The organism is Methylosinus sp. KRF6 (assembly GCF_018887255.1).
GTDB classification, from domain to species: domain Bacteria; phylum Pseudomonadota; class Alphaproteobacteria; order Rhizobiales; family Beijerinckiaceae; genus Methylosinus; species Methylosinus sporium.
Genome location: NZ_JAHLJF010000001.1, coordinates 2,761,647 through 2,777,490, shown reverse-complemented (window position 1 = coordinate 2,777,490; position 15,844 = coordinate 2,761,647). Strand labels below are relative to the sequence as shown.

Genomic DNA, 15,844 nt, shown 5'->3' with positions numbered 1-15,844 from the left:
CAATGAACAATCTCGGCGAGATCGCGACCGATGTCAAGCGATGGTGGCGGTTGCTACATAAGACCGCGAATCTGCGCTTGGGCCGGCGGCGCAGCGAAATTGGCTTCGGCATCATCACCGGCGTCGCGTCGCGGTTCCGCCCGAAGTTCGCATCCGTGGCTGCATCGGGCTACATCTGCATCAACATCAATTCGGAGTAGCGAGTCGATCGCCTCCTTCGAGAGACTTGCGATACATGCCCGGCGCACGTATGTTTTGGGGAGTTTCGAGACGGTCTGCGGCGCTTCGCAACATTTCTCTCGGGGTTCCCGTTCGGGGTAGCGGTTCCCTCCTCCGCTACCACTCGCCGTAACGCCGAAACAATCCAATCGTTTCGCGCGCCGGGCTGGCGGATCGTGGCGCGTCGATGAGACCTGCGTCGAAATCAAAGGGCCACCCATCGCGTAGTTATCGGAAAAAATTGCCCCGCGACCGGCTTGCTCACCGAAAAATGGTCGCGCCGGCATCGCTAAATTTTCAAGGTCGAAGGGGACTCTTTGGCAAGACGCGGTCTATTTCCGTTACGGCTGTGGATGTCTGCCCTGTCCAGACCGACTGTAGGACAGTGTCCCACTTTGCGGCCCAGGCTTCGAGACGTTGGACATATCGTGATTTGTCCAGATTTCGCGCGAGATTATATTTGTTCCAGTCATTGTCCAGCCATGCGACCTTCGCCGATGGCGTGATCCCCTCGACCTCGGGATTGAAAAAGAATTTCGCGATCAGCAGGCGCTCGTGGCTCGCATAGCGGAACATGGCTCCGAGCATTGTGCTCGGCACAGTGACGCGCCTTTCGTCGAGGTCGCCGAAAGCGGCGCGTAACAAAGTGTTTTGCTGCTGCGACGAGGACTCCTTCGCGTCGGTAATGAGCAAGTCGACATAATAGCATCGCTGATCGCCGAAATCGTCGTTGCGGACCAGCTTGGTGAAGATGACGTCGCTCCTCTCGCAATTGGCGTCGGCGCGAAATCCGGTCGGGCTCGGCGTCTTCTCATCGTTTCCGACCAGCAGGACCAGCCCGCGCAGCTTCCCTTCCGACTCGTTCGCCAACGCCTTCACATCGATGGTGACGTGATTTGTGTCGGCGCCGGGCAGCGAGGCGACGACGCGCCATGTCCCCGCCGGGAGCGGGATGGCGCGGCCGTTGAAAGAAATTTCGCGTTCGAGAACATCGCCATATTTCACGGCGGAAGAGGTCGGCTCCGGTTCCGGCGGCGGCGTCGCGCCGGAGCTCGGCGAGACATAGGCGCTCGGCGGCAAGGCCGATCCGGTCGAACCCGCCCGAAGGCTCGTGAAGCTCGGCGGATAGGCGAGAGTGAGCGCGGAGGCGCAGATCGCGATGATCAACGCTGTCCGCCACGCGGGCGCGGTTCGCCAGAGGTGTTGGACGCCGGACATGATTTCCTGTTCTCTGCGAGGGAGCCGCCTCAGTGTTTCGATCGTCGGACGCGGGGATGGAGACTTGCCCAGGGCGCGGATGCGTCATCGAGCCTTCGCTCGAAAGCCGCTTGGACGAAACCGTGCCAGCGCTTGGTCCATGCCCGCAAAGAGGCGTAGATGGCCTTTTGCCGTGGGCCGAGCGGCCCTCGGCTCGGCAGCCATTTCGACTTGTCGTTCGCCTCCGCCTCGGGCAGCTCTTCCGAGAGCCGGGTCGTGGGAAAGCCGTACATCAAGACCGCCGTGCGATCGCGGTCGCCGATCTCGAAAACGGGATTCAAGATCAGTCCGGGCGCAGAGACGCCGCGCGCGCGCAACTCCGCCTCGATCGCCTCATATCCGCGGAAGGCTCGCCGAATTCCCGCCCCGTCGTCGATGTGTATCTCCCAGCAGTCCTGAATGGCGCCGAGCTCGAAGCGCTCGCGTTCGCTGAAAAAGCCGGAAGCGTGCGCGCAGGCGTTTCGGACCTTTTCGACCGGCAAAGCCAGATCGGGCCGCGCATAGGCTATGCTGACGACGCCTTCGAGCTTGCCCTTCGACAGCTGCGCCAGAACGATCTCGTCCGCGACGATCGAGTCGTCGACGGATTGCGGAACCGCCGCCAGCAGAATCCAGGCGCCCCGCGGCAGAGGCCAGCGGTTGCCGCCGACCGGCACGCTGCCGATGTAGGTTTCGCCGATCCGCGGATTGGCGACCGGGCGAAATCTTTCGCTTTTGAGATCGAAGTTCCGCCATTTCGCGGGGAGCGGCCCGTTATCGAGCTCTCCGCTCAGTCCGGCGCGCACCGCCTCCGCCCAGCGGCGCGTCCACCAGCGCCACTTCTCGACGAAGGGCGTCCATTCGATGGGAACGGCTCCCGCTCGATATGATTTGGGCGCCGGCAGTCCCGCGCGCTCCGGCGAAAATCCGACGAACACATAGAGGCTGACGAGCTTGTTGGAAAACGCGAAAAAGGAGCCGATGAGCTGTGGCGGCACGTTCGTCACGCCGCGGGCGACCAGTTCCCGATATAATGGAAAGCGGGCGTCCTCCGGCGAAATCTCGGTCGGATTGATGACCGCGCAATAGTCGTCGGGTCCGCGATAAGAGGCGAGATCGATCGAGCGCTTCTGCGCGCAAATGCTCTCGGCCTGAGGATCGAGAAAGCGGGCTTCGATCTGGATCACGCCCTCGAGCACATGATCGGCGATGCGTACGAGTGTGACTTGATCGATCGCGATGGCGCCGTCTGAATAGACCTGCGGATTGCGCAGCACGGCTTTCCACTTCCCCGGCGGCAATGGCACGAGAAAGGGGCCGATCGGCGCGACGTCGGAGAAAACGTCGTCTGCACGGATCCCGAGGTCCGGCAGCATGGGAATGTCGCGCTTCGGATTTTGGAGGCGGGGCAGGCGCAGGGGCGCGGGCGCAGCCGTCGATTCCGCGGCGCTCGCAGCCGGGCCGACCATCCCGTCTCTCACCCTCTGGTCCCAGTGAATGGCCCATTCTCGCAGCATCAGCATGATGCTGAGCCTCAGCCCTTCGAATGCGTCTTTCGAGCGTGGTCCTCCCGGCCAGAGCGCGAGCGGAATTTCTTTTCCGTCGCGAGCGCCCGAATAGAGCCGCTCGGTCCGCAGCCACACGAATGTATGGGCTATGACGCCATTTCGCTTGGTGACGGACGAGACGGCCGGCAGCAATCCGATCGTCTCTTCAGACGGAATTTTGAGCCGAATGACATCGGAGACCGGATCGGGCGGCAAATTCGTCCGATCGATTGTCCCGAGCTTCCAGCAGCTATAGTCGCTTTCGGCGTCTCGTATCGCCTTCTCGCCCTGATACGGGGCCTTCGGCGGATCGCATTCCCCCGAGGTGCTCGCATCGGAGCCGGGTCGATCGCCGACTTCGCCGACGGCGAACATGACGAGCGCTTCGAATTTGCGCCGCTCGCCATATCGGGCGAGCGCGACGCGGAAGGCTCGCACGCCGTTGGGATTCAGCTTCGGCATATAAGCGAGAAGCTCCCAGCTTCCTTCCGGCAGAGGCCAATCGCGGTCGCCGAAGCGAATGGAGCCGACATAGACATCGCCTTCTTTCGGAGGCGATGGGGCGCTCTTTGTAGGCGCCGGCCCGAGCACGACCACGAAGAGCGCCGCGACGAGCGTCGAGAGAAACGGACGTCTCATGCGGGTTCGACCACCACTCTGCCGCCGTCATTGACGAGCATGACGCGCTGCGCATTGCGCTGCTTCGCCTCGATCAGAGAATCGCTGATCGTGTCTTCTATCGCGCGCGCCAGATCGCGCGACGATGCGGCCGCGCCGAAGCGCTCGTGCCGCTGCATGATATCGAAGAGCAGATGCGCATCTATGCCGCCATCGGCGACCGAAAGGCCGTAGCCGGCGATCATCGCCTCGATCTCGAGCGCGGCCACGCGCGCGACATCGAGTCCTCGAAGCGGCGCGAACACGAAAATCCGATCGATCCGATTGAGAACCTCGGGCGCGAAGCTTTCGGCTTTCAGCGCCTCCACCGAGGCGCGCCGAATCTCGTCGGGCGCGCCGGCGCCGGCCTTGGCGATCTTCGTCAGCTGCTCCGTCGCCGCATTGGTCGTCACGATGAAAATCGCGCGCGTCGTCGAGATTTGGCGTCCGTCCGACGCCTCGGTCACGAAACCGTCGTTCCATGCGGTGAGGAATTTCTTGTGAACCTCGTCATGCGCTTTCTCGAACTCGTCGAGCAGAACGACGACTTCCGGGTGGTTGCGCAGCATCGCCGTCAGCTTTCCATAGCTGTCGGAGCCGGCGTAGCCTTGTGGCGAGCCGAATATTTGGGTCGACGCCAGAGGCGAGGAGAATTGCGTCATGTCCAGATGGAGCAACGGCCGATCCAACGCCACCGCGAGACATTTTCCGAGATAGGTCTTGCCCGTTCCAGGTGAGCCCGCGAACAAGAAAACGCCGACCGGCCTGTTCCGCAGGCTCAGTGCCAGACGGCGACGAATTTGCGCGGCGATGTCGTCGCACACCTCGTCCTGCCCGATGACCTTCGCTTTCAGCCGCTGTCTCAGATCATTGGCGTCGATCAGCACCGATATTCGGCTTTCGCCGGCCACGAGGCGCTCCAGCGCATTTTTGTTGGTGAGGCGGTCGAGAATATCCATGATCCACCTGTGGGATAGAAAGCGAGGCCACGCCCTCCCGGCGTGGAGCAGTCCGGCGACGACTGCGGCCCAGGCCATTGTCGCTACGGCAAAATAGAACCAGGAGCCGCGTGTGAGGAACGCATTGGCGGATTGCGTGGTGACGCCGGACTGAATCGCCAATTGGAGGGTGGACAAAATCCATAGGGGCAGCAACAGCAATGGCGCGTAACGCGTGAGCGCGGAGAGGAGCCGCTGCATGGCGCTATTCCAAAATCACCGGGATTGAAATTTGCTGCCCGACGCTCAGCACGGCGAGAGGCGCGGCTCCGTCCGGCCCGACGAGACCGACGGTGACTCCGCCGCCGCCGCCATCGACGGCGCCGATGACCGTCGCCACCCCGTCGGAGGGAAAGGGGATCGCTACGGCGACCGGCTGCTTGGCGAGCCGGATCATTCGAGAAAATCCACCGCTTCGAATTTCGATTACATCACCATCCTCGGCGTCGGAATCGTAGAAAGCGATCCAGACCAGCTTCGCCTGTCGCGAAGCGATATCCGCTTCCAGGCTCTCTCGCGCCTCCGACGAAAGCGCCATTTCGAGCATCGCCGCTTTCATCTCCTTCGGTTCGACCGAACGTAAGGCGGCGGGCGGCCGGGCCTCGGAGATAGACGCGCGGCGCGCGATTTCCGCCGGAGAAATCCGATCCTCCGAGGAGCCGGTCAACTGCGCCGCGCCGATCAGTGCGGCCATCGTGGCGGCGACGATTATCGGAATAGTCGGAAGCTTCGGCGCCCGCTTCGGCGTCGATTTGCAATCGGGGCGCGGAAAGCTGTCCATATCTACATGAACCAAGAAGCTTAGCTGGAATGTGATGAAGTCTGATAACATATTGTCGATCCGCTTGCGACCGGAATCGCTCGACGTTTGGGGGCGGAGCGAGCCCATGCCGCCGCTCAGCGGTGGCGGAGACCTGACCCAGCGGCACGGATTGCCCGCCGCCGTCTCGCTTTCGAGATCGTCGTCCATCTCCGCGTTCAGAACCCGTTCCGCCAACGCCTTCTTCAGTTCGTCGAACAGGCCGTCCTCGGAAAAAGCGGCCTCGTCTACGACCTGGCGAGCGGCGCGCTCAAATCTCGCCTGCGATATCGCTCGCAACCTCGGCGATCAAAGACCGCAGCCAGCGATGGGCGGGGTCGTGGCGGTAGCGCATGTGCCACGCCATCTCGACCGGAAAGGTTCCGAGATCGACGGGCGCCGGCAGCACCTTGAGCCGTCGGTCGTCGGCGAGGCGGCGGCAGATCAGGCGCGGCAAGGTCGCGCAATAATCGGTGACCGCCACCATCTCCGCGACGGCGAAGAAATTCGTCACCGAAATGGCGACGTCGCGCCGCAGTTCCTGTCGCGCCAGCGCCTGAAACAGCCCCGCGCGCAGGCGGCCGGGCGGAACCACATTGACGTGGCGCAGCGCCTCGAACTGCTTCCTCGTGATCTTGTCGCCGATTTCGGGATGGTCCGCCCGCACCACGCAGGCCAGGCTCTCCTCCATCAGATGCTGCACGACGAGATTGTCCGGCGGGTCGACGATACGGCCGAGAACCATCGCCGTGGCGCCGGAAACGACCCCGGTCTCCGCGAGGTCGGCGCCATAAGGCGTGAGACGCAATGTGACCCCCGGCGCGATCCGCCCCAACCGCGCGACGATCGCCGGGGCCAGCACATATTCGACATAGCTGTTGGGCGCGATGGTGAAGAGACACTCGGCCTTCGCCGGATCGAAATCCTGCTGGCCCAGCACGGCGTCGTCGAGCTTCGTCAGAGCATCGGCGATCACCGGAGCGAGCTCCAGAGCGATCGGGGTCGGCTGCACGCCGTAGCGCCCACGGATGAAGAGCTGATCTTGCAGCATCGCCCGCAGCCGCGCCAAGGCATTGGACATGGCCGGCTGGGTCATGCCGAGCCGCTCCGCCGCGCGGGTGACGCTGCGCTCCTCCATCAGGGCGACGAAGATGGGCAGCAGATTGAGATCATAGCGCATCAGTTATAATCTCATAGCTATATCTAAAATAAAAGAAATAAAGCTGCGAAATGATAGGCGCAGGCGAATGTTGCCGGCGTCCAAAGGGACGCGAGCCAATGGAGGCTGCAATGACCAAAGGGAAAGTGCTGGTGATCGGCTCCAACGCCACGCGGATCGAGGTCCGAGGTGGCGGCTGGGGCGCGACCGGTCAATATCTCAACGAAACCGTCGTCCCCGCCATGGCGCTGATCGACGCCGGCTATGAGATCGTCCTCGCCACGCCCGACGGAACCAAGCCGCATATCGACGCAGCCTCGGACTCGGCCGCGCATTTCGACGGCGACGAGGCCGCCTATCGGCGCGCGAAAAGCTTCTACGCCGAGCATCCCGCGATGAACGCGCCGCGCAAGCTGCGCGAGGTCATCGCGGAAGGTCTCGACCTTTATGTCGGCGTCTTCGTTCCCGGCGGACACGCGCCGATCGCAGACCTCATGCAGGACCGCGACATGGGCGATGTCCTTCGCCATTTCCACGAAAGCGCCAAGCCCACCGCCCTACTCTGCCACGGCCCGATCGCGGTGGTCGCGGCGATGCCGCACGCTCGCGAATTCCGCGCGGCTCTGATCGCCGGCGCCGTCGAGACCGCCAGGAAATGGGCCGAGGGCTGGCAATATGCTGGCTATCGGATGACCGTCTTCTCCGCGAGCGAGGAGACGGTCGTCGAGGACCAGATCCTCCACGCGAAACTCTATTTCGACATGCCCTTCGCGCTGACGGCGGCGGGCGGCGAGGTTTCCGTCGGCTCGGTCGACTTCGCGCCGCATGTCGTGATCGACCGCGAGCTCATCACCGGACAGAATCCGCGCTCCGATCATCCGACCGCAGCGGCCCTCGTCGCGGCCTTGGATCGCTCGCTCGCGCCGACATGAGCAAATGAAATGAGAACGCGCATGACCGGCGGGGCGCTGCGCATGAACGTCATGCCGACAAATGAAGGACCGAAGACCATGACAGTGAAAATCATCGCTCTGCTCACCGCCCGGCCCGACAAGAAAGAAGCGCTCGAAGCGCTGCTCACCGGCATGATCGCGCCGAGCCGCGCGGAGCCGGGCAATCTGCGCTACGATCTATGGCGCGACCAGACCGACCCCGCGCGCTTCGTGCTCGACGAGCTCTACACGAGCGGCGAAGCGGTTGCGGCGCATCGCGAGACGCCCCATTTCCGCGCCTATCTCGCGGCGATCAATGATCTCGCCGAACGGACGGCCTTGCTGCTCGACCCTGTCCAGGTGGGCTGACCGCCCAATCATCATCTCCGACGGCGCGAGAAGGCGGAACCGTCGGCCTCGTCTCCGGCAGAAGCCGAACACGCGCGACACATGAGGATTTGCATCATGACCGAAGGCATCGAAGGCAAGATCGTGCTCATCACCGGCGGCGGCGTCGGACTCGGCGCCGAGACCGCGCGCCATCTCGCGGCGCGCGGCGCCCGCATCGCCGTCGCGGCGCGCCGCAAGGACAAGCTCGACGCGGTCGTCGCCGAGATCACGAAAGCCGGCGGAGAGGCGCGCGCCTATCCGCTGGACGTGACCGACAAGCATCAGGTCAAGGCGGTCGTCGATGCAGTGGTCGCCGATTTCGGCCGGCTCGACGTCATCGTCAACAATGCCGGACTGATGCCGATCCGTCCCATGATCGAGGAGAACACCGACGAATGGGATGCGATGATCGACGTCAATCTGAAGGGCGTGCTCTATGGAATCGCCGCCGCTCTGCCGATCTTCGTCACGCAGGACAGCGGCCATATCATCAATATCAGCTCCGTCGCGGGAACGAAGGTGTTCGCGCCGGGCGGCACGGTCTACTCTGGCACCAAATTCGCCGTGCGCGCGATCTCCGAAGGGCTCCGGCAGGAGATCGGCGAAAAAATCCGCGTGACATCGATCGAGCCGGGCGCCGTCGACAGCGACCTCAAATATTCGACGACGAGCGGCGCCCGCGAGAGAGTGATCGACTTCTACAAGATCGCCATTCCGGCCGCTTCCGTCGCGCGCGCCATCGCGTTCGCGATCGAGCAGCCCGCGGATGTGGACATCAATGAAATCGTGCTGCGCCCGACCGCGCAGGAATTCTGATCGACCAGAGGTCGGCGGCGGCCCGAGACACAGCCGCCGCGCCAACGAAAGGATCGAACCCGTGAGCATAGAGAAGATTCTCCCGAGCAAGCTCGGCTTCGGCGCCGCCCCGCTCGGCAATATGTTCCGCGACATTCCCGAGGAGGAAGCGCTCGCGACGGTAGAGGCCGCCTGGAACAACGGCGTCCGCTATTTCGACACGGCGCCCTTCTATGGCGCCGGCCTCGCGGAGCTGCGCTTGGGCGAAGCCTTGGCGGGGAAGCCGCGCGAGGATTATGTCATCAGCACCAAGGTGGGCCGCGTAATCCTCGACGAGATCGAGGACATTGGCGCCCGCGATCTCGGCGAGAAGAGCGGCGTCTTCGCTCATGGCCGTCCGAACCGCATCGTCAATGATTATTCGGAGAGCGCGACGCTGCGCTCGCTGGAAGACAGTCTGAAGCGCCTGAGGACCGACCATGTCGAGTTCGTCTTCGTCCATGACGTGGCGCAGGACTTCTATGGCGACGAATGGCTGGCCATGTTCGAGAGCGCGCGCCTCGGAGCGTTTCGCACGCTCGACCGACTGCGCGAGGAAGGCGTGATCGCGGGATGGGGACTCGGCGTGAACCGCGTCGAGCCGATCGAGATCGTGATGGAGCTCGACGAGCCGCGTCCGGACAAATTCCTGCTGGCCGGCCGCTACACGCTGCTCGACCATGAAAAGGCGCTCCAGCGCGTGATGCCGATGGCGGCGGAACGCGGTCTGCGCATCGTCGTGGGCGGGCCCTACAGCTCGGGCGCGCTCGTGGGCGGACCCAATTTCGAATATGCGCCGGCGACGCCGGCCATTGTCGACAAGGTGGCGCGGATCAAGGCGATCGCCGACGAGCATGGCGTCGGCATGAAGGCGGCCGGACTACAATTCTCGCTCGCGCATCCGGCGGTCGCGGCGGCGATACCCGGCGCGAGCCGTCCGAGCCGAATTGCGGAGGATCGCGCCGCCATGGATGAGGCCATTCCGGCGGAGTTCTGGCACCGTTTGCGCGACGCCGGCCTCATCGACCCTGCCGCGCCAACTCCTGTCGCACGGTGATCTGCGACGAGGCTCGCCGGCTCGATCCGAGCCAGTCATGCGCGCTATTCGCCGCCGCGACCATTTGGGGAACGAGCCGACCGGTCGCACACCGTCTCAAAGATAGCCGCGGCGGATCACAGATTGCGTCGCGGCGCCAGCGTGCTACAAATGCGCGTGACACCACTCGGCCAACATCGCCGGACGCGATGCGAAGCCAATGACTTGCGCATTCTGACGCCCGGGGGCAGTATCCTCCCGCCCCTCGCCAAGTCCGCTTACAGCCGTCACATGCGTAAGCCGCAGCAATCAACCGATTGACTTATCACCTTCCTGCTTTCGTCGACACAACCGCGTCAACACGAGAGCGTCGCGGCGAGCAGACGTCCACATTCTTTATTGTCGACATTGTTGTGAGCGTCGACAGACTCCGTCTTTACGATGAATCTGTCCGCGAGGATCGGGTTGACCTTGCCTCGCTCGGGGCGGAACGCGCCCGTCTCGTCTTCGGGCGCGAGAACCGTAGGTTCCAGCCTCTGCGGCCCGTTCGCGCCCATCGCTCCGAATTCGTCCCGCCGATCCCCGATGCCTTGCGCCGTATCGCGCGATAGACGGGATGCGATCGCATAAGCCAAGGTGCATGCAATGTCGTTATGCGTATGGGTGATGACGATCGGTCCCGTCGGCTTTCCCACGACGGAGGGAAATGCGCCGAGGTTTTGCGCCAAGCCGTTATGGGAATAGGCGCCCTGCAAGAGTGTGAGAGAGAAGAAGTCGAGCGCGCCGGGCGCGGCGAGACGGTCGGCCGCCGCAGTGACCAGACGCGCGCCGAAACTATGGCCGACGAGATGCAGACGGATAGGACGGGCCGGGGCGAGACTTTGCAGCGCCGATTCCGCGAGACCGTTCCCCACAACGCCAGCGCGTTTCTTCATCTCGTAATAAGTGAGCTGATTCAAGAAGCGGGCGATCGCCGCCTTCGGGCCGGAGAAAAGGCTTTGAACGATATCGCCGAGGCCTTGCGCCTTTACGACCCCCGCTCCGATTTGGAGGCGCGGCGGGGCCGTCAAGGCGAGGAGAAGAGTCTTCGCCTTTGCTGCGTCGGCGGCGGAGCGGGCGACCGGCGCCGCGTCCTTCGCGAGCTCGACGTCGCTTTGACACGCGTCGGCCGCGACCGCTCTCGCGCCGAAGGTCACGAGATCATGCGCCTCGTTCGCGGTCAAACCGCTCGCCGCGACGCGCGCCGCCGCGATCGCCGCCCGGCTCCCGGGGCCGATGAAATTCTCGAACTCCGCTAAAATGCGGTCGAAGTCCGCGTCGTCGAGATCGCGGACGGCGGCGGCGTCCCGGCGCCCCAAGGCGCCGGCCTGCGAGACGGCGGCGAGCATCTCGGAATCGAAATTGTCGGGATAAGCCTTCGACGACCACAGCACGCCGCCGACTGTGATGCGCGCTGGCCGCTCCGGCGCAAGGAAGGCGCAGCAATGCGTCCAGAGCGTCCTATAGAGCTTTTCAGCGTCTCGCTCGTCGTTTTTCCACCCGTGGGACATCACAACCAGTTCGTCGACCCCACCACTGTTCAAAACTCTCGACAACTCGTCGAGTCCGGCGGCGTCGACGACGCCTTTTTCATCGAACTTCAACCAGACGAAAGGTGAATTGGCGATAGCGCCCATAATTGGAACTCCTATATGGATTGGAGCGCGCGCATCAGATCGAGCAAGCCGCCCCCTTGAAATTCGGGACGACGGCCGAGATCAGTGGCGGCTTTCACAAAAATCGCTTTCACATCCTCCGGCCGCCCGATGAACTCGTTGCGCGCCGAAAGAAAAGCCGCGATCGCGCCGGAGACATGCGGCGCCGCCATGCTCGTGCCCGAGTCCACCTTGTAAGGCGCAACTGTCGCGTCGGCGGGCGCGAATTTGTCGCAGGACACGATGCGCTCGCCGGGCGCGACGAGATCCGGCTTCATGCGGCCGTCGGCGGTCGGACCCTTGGCGGAGAAATAAGAGACGCCATAGGAATGCGGCGCATCGCGGTGCGTCGACCCGACCGTGATCGCCAGCGCGGCGTTGCCCGGATCGGAAATCGAGCCGAGATGCGTCGCCTGCACATTGCCGCCGCGATCGTCGGTGACCGCGCCATAGCCGCCATTACCCGCAGCCACGACGACGCAGACGCCCGAGCGCACGAGCAGATCGACCTCGATGCACAGAGGGCTCTGACCGGCGGCGAACCATTCGGCGTTGAAATCATAGCCGAGGCTGAGATTGACCCCGTGTATCTTCAGATTTCGTCCATCTCGCCCGTAATCATTGACCCTTCGCACATGGGTGAGCGCGGCGATGAGACTGCTCAGATCGCCGTCGTCATGAGCGCGCATGACCTTGAGGCTCAAAATCTTGCAAAAGGGCGCAATGCCGGAGATCGGCGCTTCGTGCTCGCGCTCCTCCCGCTCTCGACGATTGTCGCGTCCGAGCTTCTCCGTCACGATCTTGATTTTCCGCACGCCGAGATTGCCGATCTTCTGTCGCGTCGCTTCGGCGACCGGCAGAGGCGGCGCATCGGCGGTTCGACACGTCATGCCGGCGATGACGCCCGCGACATGGGTCCCGTGCCCGTCGTCGTCGATCAGCGGCGCATCCGCGATTCCGGATTCGGTGAAGTCCATATGCGCGAGACCGTCGGGCGGCTCCAATGTGTCGAGCGTCCGGAAATGGGGATGACGACAATCGATCCCGGTATCGGCGACAGCCCAGACGATCCCCTTGCCATCGGTGGCGAATGTCGTGAGAGCGGCGTCGCCCTTCACCGTCCGCCGCGAGACGTAGACGCAACGTTTGATCGGCTGGTCTCGCCAGATTTTATAAATGAGCGGGACGCGCGTCGACTTGCCGGACGGCAAGAGCTCGAAAGCCGATATCCTCGCAATGGCCTCGGCGGACAATGACGCGAACACATAGCTGTCGGTCCAGAGCGACTTCTTGATCTTCAAACGATCGCCGGCGCCGAACGCGTCGACGAGCCCGGCGTCGTCGATCGCTGCGCTCGGATTGGACACGGCGGACGCAGTCGTCAGCGCGCCCTCCTCGGCGGTCAGCGCTGGACCGGTCGTCTCGCGAGCTTTGCGGTAGGCGAGGAGCAGCGCCGTCCGCGCCGCCGGAACGCCGCCCGGGACCTCGCGATTGAATTCGATGATCACTTCGAAATGATCGGGCTCCGCCGAGGATTCCGACGCTAGAACGAAAGCTTCGGCAGCCTTTTTCGCAGCGCCTCTCCGCGCCGCCTTCTTCCGCGCGCCCAGCTTCGCCTCGATCGCGGCGCGCAGCTCCAGGGAGACGGTCGATTTGGCGAGCATGTCGCGGATCGATTTCGTCGCGGCGTCGGTCTGTCTCGGGGGTCGAGCTGCCATTTGTCCGAATCGCTTCGCCTGTCGGAAGCGCCTCTCATCGTCCGCGCCGCGGGAGCGCCGTCACGCGCGCGCGCTCACGGGTCGACGAGCGAGACCTCCAGCCTGAATGTGGATGAAGCCGCTTTCGAAAATTCCGCTTCGACGTCCTCGGCGAGACGCGTCATCGCATCGTTCGATTTGGCGACATTCCAGCGGACGACGACCGATCGCCGATCGGGCTTCTCATCGGCGAGCGTCTTCAGTGTTCTCAGCAGAGCGACGAGCGGCGCGATCGCGCTGGAAATCACGAATTCGAGATCGACGAGAATGGTCCATTCGAACGCTTCATCGAGGCGAGCGCGCTCTTTCAAATAGGCCTCCGCCTTCACGAAAGTCGCGCCGCGAAGGTCGTTGACGCCCGACACGCCCCAGATGCGGCCCGTGCCGCCATCGGGAAATGTCATATCGACGCCCGGAATCTGGGCTTTCTTGTCTTGCTTCATCTAAACGCCATGGGCTGAAACAGTGGATTGCAACGCAAAAGAGGAATGGCCGTTCATGTGATGCGGCAGAAACAGCAAAGGCCGGCTCGACAATGCGGCGATCGTCATCACGCCGACGCTGCCGCCGAGATCCTTGCTCGGCTCCGAGTGCGATCTCGCCAGAATGCTCTTGCTCCGACGACTCAACAAGGCCTCGCGATGCATAGGCGGCTTGGCCATCTCGCCGACGAGCTTGATGATCCGCTCCAGTCGCTCGATCTGACCCCTGCGGCCATAGCCGAACATCCAAATCCGCAGGAGATCGCCATGCTCGCTCAACACGAGCAGCTCGGGTCGGGAAGCGGACGGCGCGCCATGGAGAACGGCATTGCCCGCGAGCTCGAGAATGATGTTTTTCGTGGCGTAAATCGCGCTCTTGTCCACTCGTCGCTCGGTGAGCAGCCGATCGACATCCTCGAACAGCGCATTCATCTTCCCCCCGTCGGCGAGATCCGACCGATCAGCAGACAAGAGGACATTTTCATGAGGATCGAGCTCGCTCCGCCCGAGGCGAAACATCGCGACCAAGTCTTCGATGCGCTTGTAATGAATTGTCATTGAGCCCCTCTCTCGGTCGTCAGGCTCTTTGAAATAGAGCTGGCAGGACATCGATCATCGGATATGGCTCAACTCTATTACGTAACGGAACAGGAGAAAAATTCTCGGCGCGATTGAAACGAATTTTCCCACGATTCGCAATGAGGAAAATCTTAGATCTGGCGGCTCGCTCTTTTCGGACACCCACAAGTCGCGACATCGGCGGCGCCTTTACGTTCGAGTGAGCGAGCACAGACGCGTCAGATCGATCACGACGATGAGCCGGTCGTCATCCCCGAATTCGGGAACGAGGCAGCCTTTACGGAACTCCCTCGCGGCCGCGATCACAGCCTCGACGAGCGTATGAGCGGAAACGACCTGCTCGCCATTTTCGCGCGCCACAGTCGCCTCGAGAACGTCTAAAACGCTCTTTGCTCGAAAGAATTCATTGGTCGGAGCCCCCTGGCCCGGACGCTGGCGCGCAAGGTCGCGAAACCCGTCCGAAAAGATGGCGAGAAACGCGCAGTCCTGCGCCTGCGGCCCGTCGCTGGAGACGATCGACGGCGCGACGACATCATTGCTGAACGGGAAGCGCACGCCTTTGAGATCGTTGAACTCTCCGAGCTTCGTCGTTTTCCTTCCCTTTGCCAAGGCATAGATCGGAAGGCCGGCGCTCGCATAGGACATCGAATGTTCGCCCGTGGTTGCGATCCGAACGACGGCGATATTCGCGCCGCCGCGCGCCTCTGATGCGACTTCGCCGGCGCGAGCGCCTCCCACCACGCTGAAAACATCCTGCAATAGCTCGACGATCGTTCCAGGCTCTGGAGGAGGCGCTTTTGCCAAGCTGTCGAAAATTCTTTGCACAGCCGCGGCGATAAAGACTTTCAAGCCTCCCGCATAGGCGTGGTGCCCGGTCGCATCCCCGACGATGATATAGACATAAGGATCGACCTGCTTGATCAGAAAAAAATCGCCGTCGATTCTCAAATCCGAATGTCGTTCGGCCGAACATTCGTCGCTGGCCGGATCGGTTCTATCGAAGGCGTGAGAAATCCATTCGCTCGTGGCGACGCGACCGTCGAACAGCCGTTCGAACATCGCTCTGTTCAACCAGGAAAGCTGCTCCAGCTCGTCCTTTAGCGCCCGACACGGATTGGGCTGATAGTCTTCACACATCGCAACGAGCGTCCTTCCAATATTAAATCTAACTGAAATCGTCGCTTGCCAATAGCATTCGTTGATGCCAATTTTGTTCGAAATGATGCGTATTTTGCCGGTTTGTGTCAATAGCACGTCTTGCGAGAGTTCATTGCGATGGATGTCGACGGTTACATCGAAACGATCGCGAAGGCGCTGTCCGAACGCGACGGGAGAGGCGGAGGCGGCCGCGCCACGGCCATCATCGGAGCGGGCTTCAGCCTGAACGCCGAGCCTTTGACGAAGACGAGCCGTCGCTTTCCGTTATGGCGCGATATCGTTCGTCCCCTGATCGACGAGCTGGTGCCGCCGTGCGAATGGTGCGGGGCCGCGGATCCCTGCCCAGCGGACCGTCCCCGGCGCTGTC

The 15,844-nt window shown here is 62.9% G+C and carries 15 protein-coding genes; 5 read left to right on the top strand and 10 right to left on the bottom strand.

Translation table 11 applies throughout. The annotated features are described in order from the left end of the window. Positions 1-200, top strand: a 200-nt coding sequence (locus KP010_RS13275; protein WP_216280955.1) for a hypothetical protein, incomplete at its 5' end; no start/stop codon positions are given. A 316-nt stretch (positions 201-516) separates the two neighbouring features. Here the strand turns inward: KP010_RS13275 and KP010_RS13270 are convergent. The 5 genes from KP010_RS13270 to KP010_RS13250 all read right to left on the bottom strand — a co-directional run bounded on the left by KP010_RS13270 (position 517) and on the right by KP010_RS13250 (position 6,636). Beyond that, positions 517-1,386, bottom strand: coding sequence for a hypothetical protein (locus KP010_RS13270; RefSeq protein WP_216280954.1), 870 nt, complete (start codon positions 1,384-1,386; stop codon positions 517-519). An 80-nt stretch (positions 1,387-1,466) separates the two neighbouring features. Further along, on the bottom strand, positions 1,467-3,641 hold the full coding sequence (locus KP010_RS13265; RefSeq protein WP_216280953.1) for a hypothetical protein: 2,175 nt from the start codon (positions 3,639-3,641) through the stop codon (positions 1,467-1,469). Then, on the bottom strand, positions 3,638-4,858 hold the full coding sequence (locus KP010_RS13260; protein WP_216280952.1) for an AAA family ATPase: 1,221 nt from the start codon (positions 4,856-4,858) through the stop codon (positions 3,638-3,640). The genes KP010_RS13265 and KP010_RS13260 overlap by 4 nt, the downstream gene beginning before the upstream one ends. A gap of 4 nt (positions 4,859-4,862) precedes the next feature. Then, the gene (locus KP010_RS13255) at positions 4,863-5,351 is read right to left on the bottom strand and encodes a hypothetical protein (RefSeq protein WP_216281560.1); all 489 of its coding nucleotides are present in this window, start codon (positions 5,349-5,351) and stop codon (positions 4,863-4,865) included. Between the two features lie 376 nt (positions 5,352-5,727). Continuing rightward, a complete protein-coding gene (locus KP010_RS13250; protein ID WP_216280951.1) occupies positions 5,728-6,636 on the bottom strand; it encodes a LysR family transcriptional regulator in 909 nt (302 codons plus the stop codon). Positions 6,637-6,746: 110 nt separating this feature from the next. Between KP010_RS13250 and KP010_RS13245 the strand changes: the two genes are divergently transcribed. From KP010_RS13245 to KP010_RS13230, 4 genes are all read left to right on the top strand, one after another. After that, the gene (locus KP010_RS13245; RefSeq protein WP_216280950.1) at positions 6,747-7,547 is read left to right on the top strand and encodes a type 1 glutamine amidotransferase domain-containing protein; all 801 of its coding nucleotides are present in this window, start codon (positions 6,747-6,749) and stop codon (positions 7,545-7,547) included. 78 nt (positions 7,548-7,625) lie between these two features. After that, positions 7,626-7,916: a putative quinol monooxygenase gene (locus tag KP010_RS13240; RefSeq protein ID WP_159726868.1), complete on the top strand. Its 291-nt coding sequence runs from the start codon at positions 7,626-7,628 to the stop codon at positions 7,914-7,916. Between the two features lie 96 nt (positions 7,917-8,012). Beyond that, positions 8,013-8,753, top strand: coding sequence for an SDR family oxidoreductase (locus tag KP010_RS13235; RefSeq protein ID WP_216280949.1), 741 nt, complete (start codon positions 8,013-8,015; stop codon positions 8,751-8,753). A 52-nt stretch (positions 8,754-8,805) separates the two neighbouring features. After that, complete coding sequence (locus KP010_RS13230) at positions 8,806-9,828, top strand: aldo/keto reductase (protein WP_371824235.1); 1,023 nt, start codon at positions 8,806-8,808, stop codon at positions 9,826-9,828. Between the two features lie 335 nt (positions 9,829-10,163). Here the strand turns inward: KP010_RS13230 and KP010_RS13225 are convergent, their stop codons facing one another. The 5 genes from KP010_RS13225 to KP010_RS13205 form a co-directional block, all read right to left on the bottom strand. Next, entirely contained in the window at positions 10,164-11,483 is a 1,320-nt protein-coding gene (locus tag KP010_RS13225; RefSeq protein WP_216280947.1) for a hypothetical protein, read from the bottom strand. An 11-nt stretch (positions 11,484-11,494) separates the two neighbouring features. Further along, positions 11,495-13,219 carry a S8 family peptidase gene (locus KP010_RS13220; RefSeq protein WP_253203624.1) on the bottom strand — a complete coding sequence of 575 codons (1,725 nt, stop codon included), beginning with the start codon at positions 13,217-13,219 and terminating at the stop codon, positions 11,495-11,497. Between the two features lie 74 nt (positions 13,220-13,293). After that, positions 13,294-13,701 (bottom strand): SiaC family regulatory phosphoprotein, encoded by a 408-nt coding sequence (locus KP010_RS13215; protein ID WP_216280946.1) that lies wholly within the window; start codon positions 13,699-13,701, stop codon positions 13,294-13,296. Further along, on the bottom strand, positions 13,702-14,298 hold the full coding sequence (locus KP010_RS13210) for a hypothetical protein (RefSeq protein ID WP_216280945.1): 597 nt from the start codon (positions 14,296-14,298) through the stop codon (positions 13,702-13,704). A gap of 210 nt (positions 14,299-14,508) precedes the next feature. Then, the gene (locus KP010_RS13205) at positions 14,509-15,456 is read right to left on the bottom strand and encodes a SpoIIE family protein phosphatase (protein WP_216280944.1); all 948 of its coding nucleotides are present in this window, start codon (positions 15,454-15,456) and stop codon (positions 14,509-14,511) included. Positions 15,457-15,844: the final 388 nt, after the last annotated feature.